The following is a 19485-nucleotide window of genomic DNA, read 5'->3' as shown; positions in this document are numbered from 1 at the left end:
CTTCCCCGTTATAGACAGGAAGAAGCGCCGCATCGCCTAACAATTATTTTTGTTGAGCTTTTTTATACTCAGCTGTAAATTCCTCGATGATTTTATCGCCGCCTTTTTTGCTCCATTCTTCCGTAACCTTGGTAAAGCCAGCCTCATCGACTTCACCCATGATAAAACGAACGCGAGCATCATTGATCAGCTTATCAAGCTCAGAGCCAAGCTGAGTTTTCGTCGGAGAAAGGAACGGCTCGATGACACTTGGCACAGCATTCGGCATGCCTTCTTCATACAGCTTCTTCACTTTCTTCCCCATATCAGGTTCTGTCGGCCACGCCAAAGTTGAAGGTGCGATGCGAAGCTGCCCTAAGTCACCAACTTGGTCTTTGTACAACTGCTCATTGGTGAACAAAGGATTACCGTTCTCTGTTTTATAGTGAACGCCTTCCACACCCCACGCAAACGTTTTCAATACATCGTCCTGCAGATTTTTCTCGAAGTAAGTTAAGATATCCTTCAGTTCCGCTTCTGTCTTCACACTGGATTTAGGGAACATGAACACACCTGAATAGCCTGAATTCGCAGGCAGTTTAACGCCCTTCGGCCCTTGCAGCCCGATGACGAAATCCATCTTGGCCTTCGGATTCAATTTGTACAGATCAGCATGCTTATTCGGTGCGTCATCAATACTTGCTAGATAGATACCGGCTTTCCCTGAATTGATGTTTTCATGCAATTTGGTTCCTTTGATGGCGCCGAAGTCCTGATTAATCAGCTTCTCATCATACATTTTTTTGAGCAGCTTGAGCGAATCCATATATTCTTTGGTCATAAAGTCAGGTATCACCTTGCCGTCCTGCACGCCCCACTGATTAAAGCCGCCTAACGCAGTAACAAGGACAAGACTTGCATCGGTAATCAAATTATCATCGGTTAACGTCAGACCGTAAGTATCATTCTTGCCATTCTTATCCGGGTCATTCAATGTAAATGCTTTCGCAACGTTATAGAGGTCATCTACGGTTTTCGGCTGTTGCAGACCGAGGTTATCGAGCCAATCCTGACGGAAGATGATACCTTTTCTGGCAAAAGGACGGTCACGGTAGAGTCCATATATTTTACCATCTACGGAAATATTGTTAGCGATTTTGTCATTCCAATATTTACTGATTTTCGGAAAATCTTTGAGGAACGGGCCGATTTCCCAGAAAGCGCCTGAACGGACAGCATTGACAATCGCCGAATTCTTGGTGTCCAAGACAACCATCGCTTGTGGGAGATTGCCTGAGGCGATCGTCACATTCAGCTTATCATTATAGGACGCACCAGGGACGAACGTGATATCCAGCTTGCTATTGGTCTGCTCCTGAATGGCTTTAAAAGCAGCGTTCGTATCATCGGTTGCCGGTGGCTGCTGGCCATAGAAGGGGGACATCATGCTGAATTTGATCTGCTTTTGCGCGGTGCTCGTACTCCCAGGTGTAGTATTCGCACTGTCACTTACGGGATCCCCACTTCCGCAAGCCGCTAATACGGACACCATCATGACTGTCGTGCAAGTAACTGCTAACCCTGTTTTCAATTGACCCTTTGTTTTTCGCATACAAACCCTCCGTTATGTCATTTTATTGTATAGAAAGAAAGACGATCTTACCAGACTTGACCGTCTATCCTTTAACCGAACCTAGCAAAACTCCCTTGGCAAAATGTTTCTGCAAAAATGGGTACAAGAGCAATATCGGAACAGCTGCAACGACGATAACCGCATATTTGATGCTCTGAGGCGGAGCTGCTATTTCCGAAGCTGCACTTGCGTCCGTGAAACCGCCTGCCGATAGAAGGACGATTTGGCGCAGCCATACTTGTATGGGCCACATTTTCGCATCATTGATGTACATAATGGCAGTAAAGTAGGAATTCCAGTGCCCCACCGCATAAAATAACGCGAACGTGGCCATAGCCGGTAAGGATAAGGGAATAACGATTTTGTACAAAATCTGCAAATCATTGCAGCCGTCCATTTTCGCCGATTCTTCCAAACCCTCAGGCAGCTGCTGGAAAAAGTTTTTCAACAGGATCAGATTGAACGCGCTGATCGCCGAAGGGATCCATAAGGACCAATAGGTATCCAGTAATCCAAAGGTTTTGACTACCAAGAACGTAGGTATCATACCCCCGCTGAACAGCATGGTAATGACGATCAACAACATGAATTTCCCCCGGCCGCGCAATGTTTTGCGTGCTAACGGATAAGCCATCAGCGTAGTAAGCAGCAAATTGATCAGCGTTCCGACAACGGTAATGAATATAGTGATGAATAGGCTTGTGTAAATGATTTTGGTGGAAAAAATAAATTTGTAAGCATCCAACGAAAACTTCGTAGGAAATAGCACAACTTTCTTGATAAGCAGCTCTTCCGACGCTACGAGTGAACCGGATACGACATATATGAACGGCAGCACCGTAATTACCGCAACGATAAATAGCATCAAATAATTGGCTGCATCGAACACTTTGCTGCTTAGGGTACGATCTCTCATGCTAATAAACCCCTTCCTCGCCGTATTTCTTTGCCATGGCATTTGCAGAAACGACCAGAATCAGGCTTACGAGAGATTTAAACAACCCTACTGCCGTACTGTAACTGAATTGCGCATTCACTAGACCGGACGTATAAACATACGTATCAAACACCTCAGCTACTTCCCGGTTGCCAGAATTCAACATGAGGAAAATTTGCTCGAACCCAGTGTCCAAGAAGCTGCCTAGTCTTAAAATAAGCAACAAAACAATCGTCGTTTGGATGGCGGGTAACGTAATATGCCAAAGTTGGTGCCAACGATTAGCTCCATCCATTCGTGCAGCCTCATAAAGCTGCTGATCGACCCCAGAGAGAGCCGCTAAGAAAATAATCGTTCCCCAGCCGGTTTCCTTCCAGATGACTTGCGATGTAATCATCGAACGGAACCAATCCTTACTCAACAAGAAATTAATCTTGTCTCCGCCCATATAAGCAAGAGCTTCATTCACAATCCCGCCTTCTGTTGTAAACAGGGTGTATGTCAACCCTGCAACGACGACCCACGAGATGAAGTGGGGGATATAAATAATGGTTTGCACGAATCTTTTGAAAAACTCCTTCCGAACCTCATTCAGCATCAAAGCTAAAATAATGGGCAGCGGAAAGAAAAAGAGCAGATTGTAAACAGCCAGCACGAGCGTATTTCTGAACAGCTTCCAAAAATCCGGATTCGTGAAGAAGCGCTGAAAGTGCTGCATGCCGACCCAGTGACTCCTTAAGATCCCCGCAAAAGGTTGATAATCCTGAAAGGCAATGACCACACCAAGCATCGGCAAATACTTAAATAGGATGAAAAATAAAAGGCCTGGAATTAGCATGCAATACAGCAGCTTTTCTTTATTGATATCCAGCAATAGCTGCTTCAGATATCCAGGTTTGTACGATGTGCCCACTGAGTTCGCCTGCGTCAGCACGCGCTTTCTCTGGGCTGTTGTTCTAGTCATAGGTCAGTCACATCCTCCAACAATCGTTCACTGCCTTCATGTTAATTGCCTCATGTCGTTTCCGTCGATATTCATTTCGTTGCTAGTTCCATCAGATAATCATTTTCTTCCGTGTCGTTGTCATCTGCTATCCTTTGGTAAGCTAAAGGCGCAAGGAGTTCCACTATATACGAGCTCTCCATCACATATAATCGTGCAATGGTTCGGCTTCATATGGACGTCAAACTGTTGGTCGCGATAGCGATATCCGCAAATTGAAACACTTCCTTCATGCGGCGGCTGCGGAAATATCTCCACCGTTCCATCCAACATCGGTTTGATGCCCGCCATGCCAAACACCAGCGCTTCCGTACCTGTGAGCCCAGCTATGATATTGCCCCGCTTATGGCTCGGAACAGCAGGCCGATCGCTATAGTGCTCCTGAGGGAAATAGGGCAGATGCTTACCCATCCAGAACAATCGCTTCAGGACATCCCAAGCTAACGCGGGTTGACCCTGTTCCCACAACGTAAGCGCGAGCGTCGGGCTCTCACCTGTATAACTGCCTCCGCCGGACCAGTCGGGGTCATTCAATTCATAATGGAACGTATCTTCCGCGGAGATACTGCTAACACCATAAGGCCCGATAAATGCCCCATCTTTTACATGTGTCAGTAAAGCCTGGGCCATGTCTTCATTGCAAACGCCCATTCTTAATGTATCGAATGCCTGAATCGTGTACACCCGCTCTATATGCCCGTTCGGGTACTTGCATAGAAACCATCCGTTCTCTGGATCCCATAAGTGGTCCCGAATCGCTGCTCGGATACGGCTGGCTTTATCACGCCATGTTTCGGATTCGGCATGTCCAATACGTTCAGCCATGTCAGCCAAACGATCATAACACCAGGCTCTTTCGGCGTTCGGGCTGGATACAATATGCTCATGAGCGGCACTCCTCATTTCGAGCAAATTGTGCTGCTTGCCATAATCCAGCAATTCTCCCCAGGCCGGCAGCCGTTCTTCGTCGTGAAGCAGTAGATTTTTCATCAAATCATAGAGTTCCAATCCTTCGCCATACTGTGTCACGTTGCACCAGATTAAATTGAAGAAAGACCATAGGCTGTACGAGTAAGGAACATCCTTCCCTAGACCGCTAGGAGAGAATCTCGAATGCCGCTCAATGCCGCATCGCGCCATCATGTGCGCCAGTTCGATCACTTTATCACTTCCCAGCATCAGTCCTAGCATCCGAGCGGCATAACCTCCTGTATCCCATGGATAGCAGCAAATTCCGGCGCCTTCCATCCCTGCTACGACTGGAAAGGGCTGCATCGCAAAGTCGGGATGCTCCCATAGACAGATCAAACCGCTGACAAGCGATCGTCGATAGTAATCTTCAAGACCAGGAATGTCGCTGGTCAACTTGGGAACAGACTCACAGTAACGCTGAATCCGGTTCTCCCAGACCTCATGCGTAAGCCGTTCACATGCCGCTAAATTGTCATCCAAGCATACGGATTCTTGAGCCTTCGTCAGTAGGATAGCCAAACGGTAAACCGACTCTTGCCCAGGAACTATAAGCGCGGAATCCGCTGCTTCTTGTACAAGCGTAACCCTTACTTCATCGTTCTCCCATATGCCCGCACCGACTTCATGCACTTGTGCGCCCATCGAAGGATGGCCGAAATCCCAATCGTTCAGTGATTGGATGCCTGGCCGGCCTGGTGTAACCCGTGGAAGGATGTTCAACTGAATACTGCGGTCCGTCCGATTAACAACCCGTACCGTTAGTACAAATCCAGCGCGATCCGCAAGCGGAACAAGTGAGCTGCGCACGGAGAGCGAAATCAGTCGTTCTTCCACGAAGTAGTGGTACGTTCCTGTCCGTTCGATTCGATCTGGCCGCCATTCGGCTCCGGCGTACAATAGACCGCAATCCCCTTTCCCTCGATTACCTGTATCGCTTATGCGATGTCCGTCTGCCATGAAATCAAGCAGCACTTCCACATCTTGCGCGGCAAACGGTGGAGAGAACAAGCCGCTGACGCCAGCAACCGTTCCCGCTAGTGGAGCAACTGTACTATATCCGCTGCATACCCATATGTGATTAGATGGAGCCACACTGGCTCGCAAATCAAATGCAAAGTCGTTCAAAAGATAATTCATCGTTTCACCTTTCCTTTTCGTGTGCAGTCCGTCGTGCATCGACATCCTCATCTTAAAGAGCGCACTCCGTTTCCGTCGATATTCATTCTGTTGGTTGTTTGTTTATAGACCGGATAAACTGACTATGCGAGTGAAAAGTAATCATCAACTGTTATTTCATTGTCATTTTCTGCGAGAATGGATATAAAAAACGCCTTTGTTGGAATGATTCCAACAGAGGCGTTTTAATTAGGTCCTTTAATTCCGATTTTCGTTCTCTTTTTACATGATGGACTTACATGTGATCACCTTAACATAAAAAACTAATTAGAACTGTTATCGCGCCAAATAACACTAAAGCAGAGAAGAAGAAGTATCCGAATACCTTTAGAGGACGTGGCAATGTATTAAAATCATTTAATTTTATTGGTCCTCCACCCTCAATATTTTGAATAGAACGAAGATCTTCCTCTACAAATGTATTGTTGTTATATAATCGTTCCTTGTCAGGCTGGGTCTCGTGGATTTTAATGGTACTCATTCCATACCACCTCTTGACTCAATTTATATGTTTGCCTTACAAAAGCAAGGCAAGCTTTACTGCTTTACGGCACCGTTACGCCACCAGAAGTTGGTTGTATGCTTGGCTGTGCAAATCCAATGTCACCTTCACGAATACTTCTTTGAATTTCATAATTCTCTGCTTGACTTGCCCGATTGTTATAGACGTCTAATGTTTCTATGTGAGGACTCTCAGAGGGAGAGGGCGTCTTATTCCTTGTGATTTTCCATACCCCGTCCCTCTTGATTAAATCATTAGTGACTCTCCTTTCACCTTCTTTAAGTAATTTTACTGTAATCGATGCACTTGCATGAGTTTCATCCTCATTGAAAAACTTATTAATCTTATATGATACAAGTTTGTCCGTATTGATCCCGGTTTCGAACTCCTCCCATGATATTGAATCATTTATTCCTTTGGCTGTTACATAGGAGAAGGCTTTAGCCATATCCCCCTTTACTGCACTATCCAGATATGCTTCAAGAACAATTTGAGGGGCCGAGGTTGTAGCAGATGTTCTACCATTCGTTAAAAATACTCCCCCTAGTCCAATTAAGACCGCCACGCCTAAAAGTGACCAACGATAAGAATTTTTATCATACAACTTTGTCATTCTAGTTCTCCTTTTCACTTACTTTAGTATAGCGATTCAACAAAGAATTCGTTTTTTTCATTGTTTCTGCTTCCCATGGTTCATTTAATACACTTTCTACTCTACAGTTCCCATATATGTATAGACGTTTTGAATTGGAAATAGTTACCTAAAAATGAAATAAATAAATACAGATAGCTCTTGAGAAGAAGCAACAAGATTTTAGAAAATTCGATAGGAATATTTTAAAAAGAATACTGATACACACTGCGAGAATATGTATGGTTGATGAATAGATGTTATAACATGGAAATAACATATGAATTTATTTGAAAAGGCGGCGATTCTCCTGAAGAGATATTTATCGATGTTGGGAAATTATGTACTCTATGTGATGGTCATCATTGTAGTGATCTTCCTCTATAATCTCGTCATTGATCCTGTATTAGGATGGGGACAATTTGGAAAAGGAAAGAACATCCCCATCCAGGTGTTCATGGTTCTTGCAGCTACTATCGCACTTTCCGGAATTGTTTATGCCATTAAATATCGACTTTTAAAACAAACACCAGTAAGCTTTTGGTTGCTTAGCAACTTTTCGCCAATCAGACTGAGCTTTGCTGTTCACTTGATAACGATCGGGCTGGCGTTCACATTATTAAATGCTGCCTCCATGAAACTACTTCTTTACTACAACCTTCCAACGTTCAATGATTTTACAGAGGACTATTTCTCTTCTGTTCCTTTCGTTTACATTATTCTTTCCTCCGTGTTCACCACAGCACTAGAGTTAATTCTGTTCATCGGTATCATGTTTAACGAAGCTCGGAAACATGTTCCCGTATTCTGGCCAATTCTGGTCATCGCTTTAATTATTGCAGCATTGCAGCCAGGTGGAGTTGCGATGCAGCTTCTGGGTGTTGCGTTAGGATTTATTTATGGATCCATCTATGTTCGCCTCTCATCCATGTGGTCCATTCTGCTGGTTGGGATTGTATTTAACATCAGTCTCTTCGGCATGAAAAGAATCGGTTGGCTTGATGCCATGGAAAACATGTCGAGTTTCACTCTTATACTGCTTTCTGTAGTCGCGGGACTCTATCTCATCGTTAGCGCCCTTTGGTACTGGAGAAAGCCAAAAGTTGCTGTTTGATCTTAAAAAAGCGACCGATCCACTAGGGTCGGCCGCTTCATTTGTTGTTATTTATAGTTTTGTAACATGGTTTCCAGATATTCCTCGATAGGAAGCGACTTCCGCAGCGCCAACAAGTTATTACCCGCCTCGCCAATGACCGTCCGGAATTGGTTGCTTTCTCCGAGTGCTTGAGCCGCAATGGCATCGACGATGATTTGTGGATCATCCAAATTGCTATTATCCCTATTATCCATCAACGCAGTAATTTTATTCATTAGATCGTCATAAGCCGTGATGCTCTCGTCTTTGTTCCATCGAATGTTATTCTTAAAATTGTTGCCAGTAGAGCCGCCTTGTTCGATGAGCCGAAGTTCGATATTCAACGGTTTGAGCTCGTAATACAGCCCTTCCGTCAAGCCTTCTAGTGCAAATTTAGACATGTTATACAAGGAGCCGAGTGGCACAGCCGTTGTGAAACCCATGAAAGAACTAATATTAATAAACATGCCTCCACCTTCGGCTCGGAAATGCGGTAAGAATTTCCGAACTACATTGATCGGTCCACGAACGTTCACGTCAAATTGCCAATCGATCGTCTCTTCCAATGCCAACTCTAGTGCCCCGTAGACACCCATTCCTGCGTTGTTGACAACGACGTCGATTTTCCCAAAGGCCGCAATTGCGTCGTCGACGGCAGAATGAACTTCCTCCAGGTTCGTAACGTCCAGTTTAAAAATTTTCACATTCTCATATGCAGTCAACTCGGTTTCATTCTCTGGGGTGCGCATCGTCGCGGCTACGTTCCAGCCGAGCTTCGCAAAATGAATGGCCGTCAGTTTGCCTAGCCCTGAGCTAGTTCCCGTAATAAAAATTGTTTTGGTTGGCATACTAATTCCTCCGATACTAATTTTGCGTTCATTTAAAATGAACGTTCATTCTATAAAGTGCACTGTCCATCATGTAAACAAGACGAAATGCAACAACAACCTTTCTATCGAACGTTCAATCTATTATGGATAAAAGAAGTAGGCTGAACTTAACTGTTCGAACCTTTTTCTTTGCTCACCGCGTTCCAGCAGGCGAGAATGGCTTTACCGACGATTTCTTCTGTAAGGTCTTGCGAGTTACGCTGATATAATTTTAGAAGATAAACGATAGAACCGTAATGCATCTGAACCATCATCCGCGGCTCCAGAGAGACGAAAATTCCTTCATTGACCGCCTGCTCATACAGCTTCTCAAGCGGCCCACACCATCCGCTATTAATGGCTTCCTCTTTGGTCTGCTCATAAATATAAGGTGAGAATGAATACTGCTCAATGAATCGAAAACCCTTCGGGTACTTCATTCCTAGCTCGAATACACTTCTCCAAGCCTGATGGAACCGTTCCTTCACGGAATCGGCCTTATTCAAGTCTTTCGTTACGAACTCACCATTGAACAAAACGATAGCCTTATAAAGCTCATTAATGATGTCTTCTTTACTGCTGAAGTAATGATAGATATTGCCTGTTGAGACGCCAGAATCCTTGGCAATCAATGACATCGATGTAGCCTGCAACTCCCGGTCAATGATCAGATGCAACGTTGTTTCCAAGACGGCTTTTTGGACCTTGTTGTATCGTTCGAACATATTCTGCCTCCTTCCGCTTATAATAGATCGAATGATCGTTCTAATCATATAACAAACAATTGCTTAAGTCAATCCACCGCAAAACCCCGGAACGATGCTCGGCTCCCCTACCATCCCCTTCTGAAGGAATAGTTCTCCAACACACGCACTTGTTCTATGGGACGAACATATACTAGATTAATAAAGCTAGAAAGGGGGTATTCCCTTGACGCGATCCCAGTCTTATGCCATCTGTAAAAAGTACCTCAATCGAGAAGTTACGATAAATACGATACACGGCACTTACCGTGGAACCATTGTGAAAGTCGACGGCCACAAGGTCTATTTGAAACAAACACGTAATGGAAAGAAAGCACAAATCTCATTCCTGCCATTTCTCCTTCCGTTAGTTCTGTTTGATCTCTTAGCCATATTTCTTGTGGAGTCCAGACCATGTTCTCCTTTCAGACCAATCTTCTAATAAAAAGACCATCACACTTTATCCTGTGGTGGTCATTTCTTATTCAACGCTTTTTTATCCAATTTTCCTAAAGGTGTATAGGGCAACTGCTCGACAAAGCTGATCTCTTTGGGCAACTGAAATCGTGCCAATCTTGTGCGCAACCAATCAAGGAGTTCCTCACTTGTCATATCCGTACCAGCTACCAATTGAACCCATGCTTTCAACCGCTGTCCAAAAAGCTCATCCGCTATCCCCGCAACAGCTGCATCCTCGATGAATGGGTGAGTAAGCAAGATTTGTTCCACTTCGAACGGATACACATTCTCCCCCGCTGAAACAATCATACTGTCTACTCGCCCACGCAAAAAGTAATACCCCTTCTCATCCCGATACCCCAAATCGCCGGTTTCAATCCAAGCACTAGCTTTGTTTCGCATCGACCATCTGTTTCGAATACAAATTTGGCCTACGCTGCCGATTGGAGTTTCTTCATTCTGACCATCCAGAACTTTTAAATGAACACCGTTAATCTTTCTGCCAATCGTGTGGGCGGAGTATAGCAAATCCTGAGGAACTGCAATGATATTCAAGCCCGCTTCCGATGTGCCGTACAAATTGTATAATACTTCTCCCAATTGACTTAGTGTCTCTTGGACCAGTTTAGGATTGAGCTCAGCCCCGCCTGAAGCAATGCAAGACAGAGATTTCAGATCGTCTGTGTTGGTTTTTAACATTTTATGCACCATTAAAGGAACTACCGTTACAATATCAACCTGGTGCTCCCGAATCAATCGACAAGCTTTCTCTGCATCAAACCCACGTTGAATCACGACTTTTTTGCCCAAAGCACAGAACAGGAGCAACACAGCTACGCCATAACCGTGATAAATTGGTGTAGCAATATAGGCTGTGTGCTTGTTCAAGATTTGCAATCGTCTCAGGAATGCCGCAAAAGGATCCAAATAATTGAATAGCGATGGCTTATGCGCCGCTTCTTTGGCCTTGCCTGTAGTTCCACCCGTCAGCAGCACTAATTTCCCCGAAGATGCTCGGCGTTGTTTTGGCTTTTCAAATACAGGTGTGACAGATAAGTTATGGATCGCAGATAAAGTAGAATGATAGCTGGGCAATTTGGCATTCGTGTATGTTGTTTGCTCTAGTAAAACGCTTAGTTCGTCGTCATAGACCACAAGGTGAAAATCTTTGCTCTCCATAATTCCTTGCAATTGAGCCTTGCTCATTTCCGCATTCAGTAGATAGATATCCGCCCCCGTAAAAGAAACCGCATAGATGGCTTTTACCAGAGAAGCATGGTTTTTGCACAGAAAGCCCACTCTTTTACCGGCAGCAAGCTGATACTTCATCTTTAATTGCGCCGAAAGCTGTTTGGATTGTGCAAACAATTGGCTATATGTCAATGTTTCCTTTTCATCTGCCAAAGCGATTGTATCACCGTAGGTTCTAGCTGCAAAATGCAACAGAGCCATCAGATTGGTACCCGATGCATAGATGGCAGAGGCTAACCGGAACAACGCCAATAGTGAGAGCAGTCTAATCAGATACAGCACATAGATCAGCTTAATTATCCTCATGGCCACTACCCTTTTTACTTACTAATAATCTAGGCATCGTTCTGAAAAGCAGAGCAGCTAGCCCTCCGAAAATCAACCACCATGGTTTGAATGTTTGCCTTCTGGTATAGATAGCTTTACCGATCATTTTAGCAACATGCTCTGGGGAAATTGCGGGTAATTTGCGATACGCTGCCGTTGGCATAATCATAGGCGTTCTTACAAGCGGGAGATAGATTGAGGTTGTGGCGATCCCCATCCTGTTAAGCTCAGGAGCGGCGGACCGAAACCAAGTGTCAAAAGCTGACTTCGATGCCTGATACGCCGCCCAATGAGGCATCGGAGTTAGCATCACATTGACCGTCGAAATGTTAAGGATATGCCCTTGTTTTTGCTCTAGCAGCGGTATGATAGAGAGCAATAGTTGAACCGGCGCGAAATAATTAATCGCCATCGTACGCGTGAAGTCGTGGTACCGGTCCAACGACTCCTGAATGGAACGCTTGATCGAATGCCCAGCATTGCTGATGACAATATCGAGCCCCTCTGGCAGTTGATGGAGAAAGGTCAGCAATCCCTCCATGTCTTTTGGGTCTCGAAGATCTGCTGGGAACACACTTACGCGTGCTGCTGCTTTCACTTCGATTTCACTCTTCATGGCTAGGAGCTTCGCCTCTCGTCTGGCTACCAAGATCAGATGGACCCGTATATCGGATAACAGGTAAGCGACTTGCTCTCCGATCCCTGAACTGGCACCGGTGATTAGGACCGTTTTGCCGGCTAGCTGGCGCTCTAGCTTTTGTCTGTTTAATTTCGTAGGTGGGAATAAGAGATATGTGAGAAGCGTGTGTAGGCTAGCACTTGGCATGAATTCACTACCTTCTTTTATTGGGGCTTAAATCGGATGAGGGGATGTACTTGGAGTAAGTTCCCCCCGCCACATCAACTACACACATCAATAACTGGATAACCTCCAGTTATTTCTCCGAATTTAACTTGAATTTCAGATTTAACTGTAAAATATGTAGCTAATTTTCGAGTTTCTGCTGTTTCTGAAGCAATTGTTTGAAATTAAATGTAGGTTTTACAGTTATTCCTATAAATTCGCAGAATCTCACGGAATTAACTGTAGGTTCTCCCGTTATTTCGTAAACGTGGCATAACGCGATCTAGCTGCCCTAGCCTTTAACCAACGTCAACACCGTAATCTCAGGACGACACATAAACCGAATGGGACGAACCGACACCCCAATACCTCGATTCGTATAGAGCGTAAGCTGCTTACCGTTCCCTATATGATAAAGTCCTGATGGATATTTGACGCCAAAAGGCACAGAAGCCAATGGCCCAATGATAGGAAGTCTTACTTGACCTCCATGGGAATGCCCCGATAGCTGCAAATGAACGCCTCCAACAGCCGCAACAACATCCGCATAGTCCGGTGCATGGGATAACAAGAGTACCCATTCTTCTTTTTTCGCTGACTGCAGCGCCGTTTTAAGATTAGGAACACCCTCCCACATATCCTCGACGCCGGCGATCCATATGGATTGGCTGTCTTTCTGAATCCGTAGTCCCCGATTGCGCAGGCAGTGAAACCCACCACCCTCTAACACATCCGCCACTTCGTCCACATCGCCATAATAATCGTGATTGCCGAGCACGGCATAACAGCCGTAAGTTGCTGTGATCGTTTTCAAAACATCTCGTATTTCTTGCCCCTGCCCGCCAATCTCATAATCGACGAGATCGCCGGTGAAGCATACGATGTCTGGTTTTTCTGCCTGAATGACTTTGACTACCTTGGTTAATTGCCCGACATCCAAATGGAACCCGAAATGAAGATCACTGAATTGCACAATCCGCAATCCCTTGAATGTCTCTGGCAGTGTAGCAAAAGCCAATGAAATGCGCTCAACCTGCAACCAACGGGGCTCTACCCGCGTGGCATACCCATAACTTAACGGAGGGACCGCTAGTAAACTTCCGCCTAGCAGCAGAGACTTTTTCAAAAAGGAACGACGTGTTATTTTCTCTTTATTTTCCATATCACAATTATATAACATGACCTGCAACGTGAGAAGGCTGTCCCTCCGGCAGATGAACACTGCTGAAGAAACAGCCTTTAGGGCAACGCTTATTTTGTAAGTGCAGCAAGCACATCATCAATCTTTTTGCCATCAGCGATTGGACCGCTTTTCATCCATGTTTCAAAATTAACCTGATACACATGCCCCTTTTTGACAGCCGGAAGACTCTGCCACAGTGGATTAGCCAGCAATTCCTTGGTCTTGTCCTCTGCTCCTGTATCCGTTGTAATAAAGATGTGATCGGCATCCAACTGAGGGATCATTTCCAAGGATATCGGCACAACTTTCCCATTCTTGTCCAGTATCAATTCTTTCACAAGCTTCGATGGCGTAAGCCCCAAATCTTGATAAAGAACAGGTCCGGCATAACCTGGGCCCCCATAGAGTCGGAACTCTTTCGTATGAACACGAACGATTGCAATCGTTTGATCGCCAATCTTTTGCTTGATGGTCGCTCCAGCCTGCTTGGCTCTCTGGTCATACTTCTCTGTTTTGCCAAACAGATCGCCTAACGTGCGAATCGTCGCTCTCCAATCTGCTCTTGCGTCTTTAAAGGCATACATCGGAGCCACTTTGGAAAATTGACCATACCTTTTCTCATCATATACATTTTCCAAAATGAGATCAGGCGCCGCTTCCAATACGGCTTCTACACTTCCACTCACATCGATGGCCGGTATCGAAAGACCCAGATAATCCTGTCCGCTCCATGTTCCGATCTTCGATTGCTTGAACGGCTGAATGCCCAACGACAGCAGTTCGTCTTCCAAATAAATTCCGAGAATCCGCTTCGGATCAGCGGGAATCTTCACTTCATGACCGATCTCATCCTTAACGGTCTTCTCTTGAGCCGCAGGCTTGGCCGACGCCGTTTCCTTCACAGTACTTGGGCTGACCGTCGCGGTTGCAGTGTTCGCTGCATTCGTATTCTTTGACCCACAACCTGTAAGCGATACTCCCAATGTGACAGCTAGTGCCCCCATCATCCATAAACGAGTTTTCTTCATGTCGATTACCACTCCTTGTGCCTTACTATACTGAGAATCGTTATCAATTGTATCGTGATCCTCTTCGACTGCCAAGGACAAAACCGTTCATGGAGATGGACAATTGTGACATCTATGGTCCCAGGAATCGCAATGCTTCCTCCATCTTCATGGTATTCATCAAAATGCCGCTGCTCATCCATGTATAGTAATCTGCGCGATAGATATTCCCTCGCTTCACAGCTGGTATGTCATGCCAGTTTCGGCTGTCCATCAACGTCTGCAGCTGCTCCTCGCAACCTGGATCGACGACAAGCAGCAGTTGGTCCGCATCGAGCTGTGCAAGATGCGAGATCGATACGCTTGCCCAGTAATCGTCCCAAGCCAGTCGGCGCACAAGATCTGGCGCCTTCAGTCCCAAATCCCCATACAGCACAGGTGCCGTATACGAATGCCTGGACCCGCCATACAAGCGAATTTGATCTGCATGGATTCGCAGCAAGGCGACCGTTTGCTCACCGATAGCTGACTTGATCTGTGTCGATGTTTCATGACATTTGCGTTCATAACGGGAAAGCGCCTCTTCCAGCTCTTCCGATTTGCCCAGCAAAGCAGCAATTTCACCCAAAACGCGCCTCCACTCCTGTTTATACGAGATCGTAAACGTCGGTGCGATTCGATTCAGCCTGGCTTCCAGCTTCGGATCAATGTATTGGCTGCAAAGAATCAAATCCGGCTCAATCTGCAGCAGTTGGCTCAGATTACGTTCGCCTAGCTCAGCTTCCTGCTCTCCTAAATGAATGGATCGTTGCACTTGGGACGACAAGGGGTGTACTCTATCCATCATAGTAGCGTAAGGGGTAACCCCCAATGCTAGCATATGGTCTACATACGGCGGGAACAGGCATGCCACATGGTTTCTTTGTTTCTCCATATAGACTGTAGGCGACATGCCAACCTCTTGCTTGAATTTGCGGCTAAAATAGTACTGCTCGCCATAACCGGCATATTCTGCGATCCAACCAATCGACGCTTGACCTCGAATCAACTCGCGTTTGGCATGATTGATGCGAATGTTCGTCAAATACTCGCCTAGCGTCCTGCCAGTCTCTTTCCTGAATATACGGGAGAAATATTCAGGGCTCATACCAGCCATTTGCGCAAGCATGTCGCGTGTAAGATTATCCTGGAAATGACGCTCCATATAGTCGATTATTCGGGTAATTCGCTCCTTCGCTTGTCCGACAGCTTCGTTGCCCAAATCCTTCATCACCCAGTAAAGGAGCTCTTGAAAAACTACATTTAAACGGAACCGTTCAACGCGCTCTTGGTTATCGCGCTCCATATACAGTCGCTTGGCGAGATCTACTGCTTGAGCCAGCGAATGCTCTGGGATAACGCCGCACCACACTTTGTCTCCTTGGCCCGCATCTCCTGAACTGCCTACCGGCTTCTGGTCGTAAGGAAAAGCCTCGAAGGTGAAATCGTACCAGGCCAATCCTTCTCCTGTGCTCACGCTGGCAGCCGTATATGTCCCTGGACGCAGTAGGCAGCAGCTCCCCCGTTGAAGAGGAATCCACTCGCCATCCACCATACATTTGCCTTCTCCGCCTAGGATAAGAAGCATTCTATAGGCATGCGGAATCTGCAGCTTGATGAATCCATCCGTGTCCAAACGATGATAATGAATCTGAAGCAGCCTAAGCGCCACTTTATCTAGCGGCAGCCACCTTTCTAGGGTATCATCTATCGCCGATCCCTCATTTCCTTCTGTCTCTTGCTTTAGCGTAGCACAAAACGACTGGACATGTGTTCTTATCCATAAACATCGTTTCGCAGCTCACACCAAACGCAGCGCTGGCTCCATCTTTAGCAGCCTCTCTTATACACACAGTATATCCAAACCTAGCTGGCCTTGTAAGGGAGTCTCTACTAGAAAGCAAGATTGCAAAAGCCGATCAGCACGATAATAGCCTCCAACCTCTTTCAGAGAAATATTTCCAATTTCATGCAACAAATCTTCAATACCATCCGTTTAGTGGATACAGATAAAAATAATGGAAACCTACAATAACTTAGCAAAGGATGAGCTAGATGAAGAAAAAGGTTTTGGACATAGGCCTCCTAACGACCGCGATCCTCTTAACATCCGCTTTTACGCCTGTCTCTACGAATGCTGGTCAAAATACGCTCGTCAAGCTGGAAGGCCAACCCATCGCTTTCTCTCAGCAGCCTCGCATGATGGATGGCATTCTAATGGCACCTGTTCGCGATCTTGCAACCGCTTTGGACATGGAAGTAACCTGGAATGAAGCTGAACGAGCTGCTGTTGTTACACGCGATGGGTACGAGCTGAAGCTGCCGATACAATCCGACCATGCCTATGTTAACGGCCAAGCAACAACCATGAACGGTACCACGCAAATCGTAAGTGACTCTCTCTACGTCCCGCTGCGTTTCTTTATGGAAAGCGTTAATCATGTTGTTCGCTGGGATTCAGCAACCAGTTCCGTAAACATCACCAGGCAAACGGATAGCTTACCGGTTGTCGGTACTTATGACCACTTGGTTACACTGTTAACGCAGAATGAAAGCAGCGGATCACACGCAAATGTTGTCATGACGAAGCAATCTCTCACTACTTCCTCAGCGCCAGCTCCCCCCGGCAGTGCTAGTGTTGCGGTCCAAGACTCGGCCAAATCCGTGTCACCCGAGTACTCAGGAACGAATGTACAAGTGCAAGGGGTGGATGAATCGGATGTCGTCAAGTCAGATGGAACGTACATCTATACCGTAAATAAGCAGCGGATTGTCGTCACTCAAGCGTATCCCGCAGATGAGATGAAAGTGCTGAGTATACTTGATTTCCCCAAAACCGCAAACACCGCAAGCACGCAGTTCCAACCCAGTGAAATCTACGTTGACGATTCGCATCTAATCGTTGTTGGGCAATCCTATCAAAACCTCAGACCTGTGCCATATAATGAGGCCGCGAGCAGCAGTAGCAGTAGTATCAGCATTGTAGACAAGAGAATGATTTCACCTATCCGCTCCCAGGCAACGACGAAGGTTATGGTTTACGATCTCAACGATCGAAGTAACCTGAAGTTACTTAAAGAAGTTGAGCTTGAAGGCAACTATATTTCTTCTCGTAAAATCGGGACATCGCTTTATTTTATAGCTAATAAATATGTCAATTACTATTACTACCGTGAAAAGACGAATACGGATGATGCCAAAAAAGAACTAGCCCCAGCTTACCGAGATTCCTCGGCAGGAGATTCATTCACTTCAATTCCGTTAGATCAAATCTACTATTTGCCCAAAGCTCTTGAACCTAACTATGTGCTCGTCGGAAGTCTTAACCTGAACGATCTGACACAGACGATGAATGTTACCTCGTACCTCGGGTCGGGTCAGAATGTCTACGCGTCCGAAGAAAACCTCTACGTCGCTGCCACAACCTACGAGGATCAGAAGCAGGAGACAATTCTTTATCAATTCGGGCTGAACACTGGAAAAGCTGTATATAAAAACACCGGCAAAGTGCCTGGTCATCTGCTTAATCAATTCTCGATGGATGAGCATAACGGACACTTCCGTCTTGCTACGACCACAGGAGAAGTCTGGCGCACAGACGAAGGCACATCGAAAAACCACGTCTACATCCTTGACGCGAACATGAAAGAAGTAGGCAAGATCTTAAACATCGCGCCAGGCGAGCGCATCTATTCTACCCGTTTCATGGGCGACCGCGCTTATATGGTTACTTTTAAAAATACGGACCCGCTATTCGTCTTAGACCTTAAACAACCCGATCAGCCGAAATTGTTAGGGGCATTAAAGATCCCTGGTTACAGCAACTATCTGCATCCCTACGACGAAAACCACATTATTGGCTTCGGCAAGGATACGGTTGAGGTTGACAACAAAAATGCGGCAGGCTCACAATCGATCGCCTATTATCAAGGCATGAAAGTAGCCCTGTTCGATGTCTCTGATGTGAATAATCCGAAGGAGAAATTTACTCAGTTGATTGGGGATCGTGGAACCGACTCGGAGTTGCTGAATAATCACCGTGCCCTGCTCTTTTCCAAGGAGAAAAACCTACTTTCCTTCCCAGTTACGGTGATGAAACTTGACCCAGCGGCCGCCAATTCGAAGAATTCAGCTAGCGCATATGGCAGCTTTGCTTTCCAGGGGGCGTACGTTTACAACCTTGATTTGGAAAAAGGGTTCCAGTTCCGCGGCGGCATCACCCATCTCTCGCAGGAAGATCTGAGTAAGGCGGGTCAGCATTTCTATGCCGGTGATAAACAGGTGCAGCGCGTTCTTTATATCGGCGACACCCTGTATACCGTGTCGAACGGATTCATTAAAGCGAATGATCTTACTACACTGCAAGAAAAGCATACGGTAGTCATCCCGTAAGCAATTCAAAAAAGAGGCTGTCTCAAAGTCCATTCAGACTTTTTGAAACAGCCTCTTTTTGTTAATAACGGATGAGTTAATAAATCTGCCTCGTGCAATATTACTGGATTTTCTCCATCTATTTGAAGCTGATTTCTCGAATTTGAAAGAACAACTGTATTTCCTGTAGTTATATTCCTTCAATTTGCTCGATTTTTCAAATGAGATACCAATTAAATGTACTTTTTCCATCTAATCGCGAAAATACATCAGATTCGAGCAAATTAGCTGTAGTGTATACATCTAAACACGAATCGGCAGTCACCTTACGTTCGCAAGCCACAAACCACCATCCAACCAGCTACAATCCTACCCCGTATCCTCGTTTCCTTTTCTCAGGTTTGTCTTTTGGGACACCCTCTTT

General features: G+C 45.7%; 16 protein-coding genes. 3 read left to right on the top strand and 13 right to left on the bottom strand.

From position 1 onward, the window contains the following. Positions 1 to 43 precede the first annotated feature (43 nt). The 6 genes from HQN88_RS29635 to HQN88_RS29610 all read right to left on the bottom strand — a co-directional run bounded on the left by HQN88_RS29635 (position 44) and on the right by HQN88_RS29610 (position 6815). Positions 44 to 1591 carry an extracellular solute-binding protein gene (locus HQN88_RS29635; protein ID WP_173119184.1) on the bottom strand — a complete coding sequence of 516 codons (1548 nt, stop codon included), beginning with the start codon at positions 1589 to 1591 and terminating at the stop codon, positions 44 to 46. Positions 1592 to 1655: 64 nt separating this feature from the next. Beyond that, a complete protein-coding gene (locus HQN88_RS29630) occupies positions 1656 to 2528 on the bottom strand; it encodes a carbohydrate ABC transporter permease (protein ID WP_173119183.1) in 873 nt (290 codons plus the stop codon). A gap of 1 nt (position 2529) precedes the next feature. Further along, on the bottom strand, positions 2530 to 3387 hold the full coding sequence (locus HQN88_RS29625) for an ABC transporter permease (protein ID WP_420794164.1): 858 nt from the start codon (positions 3385 to 3387) through the stop codon (positions 2530 to 2532). A gap of 246 nt (positions 3388 to 3633) precedes the next feature. After that, a complete protein-coding gene (locus HQN88_RS29620) occupies positions 3634 to 5661 on the bottom strand; it encodes an MGH1-like glycoside hydrolase domain-containing protein (RefSeq protein ID WP_173119181.1) in 2028 nt (675 codons plus the stop codon). A gap of 289 nt (positions 5662 to 5950) precedes the next feature. Continuing rightward, positions 5951 to 6181, bottom strand: a complete 231-nt coding sequence (locus HQN88_RS29615) for a hypothetical protein (protein ID WP_173119180.1) — start codon at positions 6179 to 6181, stop codon at positions 5951 to 5953. Between the two features lie 64 nt (positions 6182 to 6245). Next, complete coding sequence (locus tag HQN88_RS29610) at positions 6246 to 6815, bottom strand: hypothetical protein (protein WP_173119179.1); 570 nt, start codon at positions 6813 to 6815, stop codon at positions 6246 to 6248. Positions 6816 to 7113: 298 nt separating this feature from the next. On the opposite strand from HQN88_RS29610, the gene HQN88_RS29605 reads away from it, so the two are divergent. After that, complete coding sequence (locus HQN88_RS29605; protein WP_173119178.1) at positions 7114 to 7947, top strand: hypothetical protein; 834 nt, start codon at positions 7114 to 7116, stop codon at positions 7945 to 7947. Positions 7948 to 7994: 47 nt separating this feature from the next. Here HQN88_RS29605 and HQN88_RS29600 read toward each other — a convergent pair whose 3' ends face one another. Both HQN88_RS29600 and HQN88_RS29595 read right to left on the bottom strand, forming a co-directional pair. Further along, a complete protein-coding gene (locus HQN88_RS29600; protein ID WP_173119177.1) occupies positions 7995 to 8816 on the bottom strand; it encodes an SDR family oxidoreductase in 822 nt (273 codons plus the stop codon). 149 nt (positions 8817 to 8965) lie between these two features. Further along, a complete protein-coding gene (locus HQN88_RS29595) occupies positions 8966 to 9562 on the bottom strand; it encodes a TetR/AcrR family transcriptional regulator (RefSeq protein ID WP_173119176.1) in 597 nt (198 codons plus the stop codon). A 205-nt stretch (positions 9563 to 9767) separates the two neighbouring features. Here HQN88_RS29595 and HQN88_RS29590 point away from each other — a divergent pair, with 205 nt between their 5' ends. Further along, positions 9768 to 10022 carry a hypothetical protein gene (locus HQN88_RS29590; RefSeq protein WP_173119175.1) on the top strand — a complete coding sequence of 85 codons (255 nt, stop codon included), beginning with the start codon at positions 9768 to 9770 and terminating at the stop codon, positions 10020 to 10022. A 32-nt stretch (positions 10023 to 10054) separates the two neighbouring features. Here HQN88_RS29590 and HQN88_RS29585 read toward each other — a convergent pair whose 3' ends face one another. The 5 genes from HQN88_RS29585 to HQN88_RS29565 all read right to left on the bottom strand — a co-directional run bounded on the left by HQN88_RS29585 (position 10055) and on the right by HQN88_RS29565 (position 16362). Continuing rightward, positions 10055 to 11596 (bottom strand): AMP-binding protein, encoded by a 1542-nt coding sequence (locus tag HQN88_RS29585; protein ID WP_173119174.1) that lies wholly within the window; start codon positions 11594 to 11596, stop codon positions 10055 to 10057. Then, entirely contained in the window at positions 11583 to 12443 is an 861-nt protein-coding gene (locus tag HQN88_RS29580; protein ID WP_173119173.1) for an SDR family NAD(P)-dependent oxidoreductase, read from the bottom strand. The genes HQN88_RS29585 and HQN88_RS29580 overlap by 14 nt, the downstream gene beginning before the upstream one ends. A gap of 310 nt (positions 12444 to 12753) precedes the next feature. Next, complete coding sequence (locus HQN88_RS29575) at positions 12754 to 13641, bottom strand: metallophosphoesterase (protein WP_246320521.1); 888 nt, start codon at positions 13639 to 13641, stop codon at positions 12754 to 12756. Between the two features lie 71 nt (positions 13642 to 13712). Further along, entirely contained in the window at positions 13713 to 14672 is a 960-nt protein-coding gene (locus tag HQN88_RS29570) for an ABC transporter substrate-binding protein (RefSeq protein WP_173119172.1), read from the bottom strand. A gap of 112 nt (positions 14673 to 14784) precedes the next feature. Next, entirely contained in the window at positions 14785 to 16362 is a 1578-nt protein-coding gene (locus tag HQN88_RS29565) for a helix-turn-helix domain-containing protein (RefSeq protein ID WP_173119171.1), read from the bottom strand. Between the two features lie 383 nt (positions 16363 to 16745). On the opposite strand from HQN88_RS29565, the gene HQN88_RS29560 reads away from it, so the two are divergent. Next, positions 16746 to 19082, top strand: a complete 2337-nt coding sequence (locus HQN88_RS29560; RefSeq protein ID WP_173119170.1) for a beta-propeller domain-containing protein — start codon at positions 16746 to 16748, stop codon at positions 19080 to 19082. Positions 19083 to 19485: the final 403 nt, after the last annotated feature.

The sequence above is a fragment of the Paenibacillus qinlingensis genome (genome assembly GCF_013204845.1).
Taxonomy (GTDB): Bacteria; Bacillota; Bacilli; order Paenibacillales; family NBRC-103111; genus Paenibacillus_E; species Paenibacillus_E qinlingensis.
Note: the sequence above shows the minus strand (reverse complement) of the source record. Positions and strands in the feature narration are given on the sequence as shown.

Bases quoted from the DNA above. Each gene is read 5' to 3' on its own strand.
- HQN88_RS29635 (WP_173119184.1), bottom strand. From the start codon at position 1,591: ATGCGAAAAACAAAGGGTCAATTGAAAACAGGGTTAGCAGTTACTTGC.
- HQN88_RS29630 (WP_173119183.1), bottom strand. From the start codon at position 2,528: ATGAGAGATCGTACCCTAAGCAGCAAAGTGTTCGATGCAGCCAATTAT.
- HQN88_RS29625 (WP_420794164.1), bottom strand. From the start codon at position 3,387: ATGCTAATTCCAGGCCTTTTATTTTTCATCCTATTTAAGTATTTGCCG.
- HQN88_RS29620 (WP_173119181.1), bottom strand. From the start codon at position 5,661: ATGAATTATCTTTTGAACGACTTTGCATTTGATTTGCGAGCCAGTGTG.
- HQN88_RS29615 (WP_173119180.1), bottom strand. From the start codon at position 6,181: ATGAGTACCATTAAAATCCACGAGACCCAGCCTGACAAGGAACGATTA.
- HQN88_RS29610 (WP_173119179.1), bottom strand. From the start codon at position 6,815: ATGACAAAGTTGTATGATAAAAATTCTTATCGTTGGTCACTTTTAGGC.
- HQN88_RS29605 (WP_173119178.1), top strand. From the start codon at position 7,114: ATGAATTTATTTGAAAAGGCGGCGATTCTCCTGAAGAGATATTTATCG.
- HQN88_RS29600 (WP_173119177.1), bottom strand. From the start codon at position 8,816: ATGCCAACCAAAACAATTTTTATTACGGGAACTAGCTCAGGGCTAGGC.
- HQN88_RS29595 (WP_173119176.1), bottom strand. From the start codon at position 9,562: ATGTTCGAACGATACAACAAGGTCCAAAAAGCCGTCTTGGAAACAACG.
- HQN88_RS29585 (WP_173119174.1), bottom strand. From the start codon at position 11,596: ATGAGGATAATTAAGCTGATCTATGTGCTGTATCTGATTAGACTGCTC.
- HQN88_RS29580 (WP_173119173.1), bottom strand. From the start codon at position 12,443: ATGCCAAGTGCTAGCCTACACACGCTTCTCACATATCTCTTATTCCCA.
- HQN88_RS29575 (WP_246320521.1), bottom strand. From the start codon at position 13,641: ATGTTATATAATTGTGATATGGAAAATAAAGAGAAAATAACACGTCGT.
- HQN88_RS29570 (WP_173119172.1), bottom strand. From the start codon at position 14,672: ATGAAGAAAACTCGTTTATGGATGATGGGGGCACTAGCTGTCACATTG.
- HQN88_RS29560 (WP_173119170.1), top strand. From the start codon at position 16,746: ATGAAGAAAAAGGTTTTGGACATAGGCCTCCTAACGACCGCGATCCTC.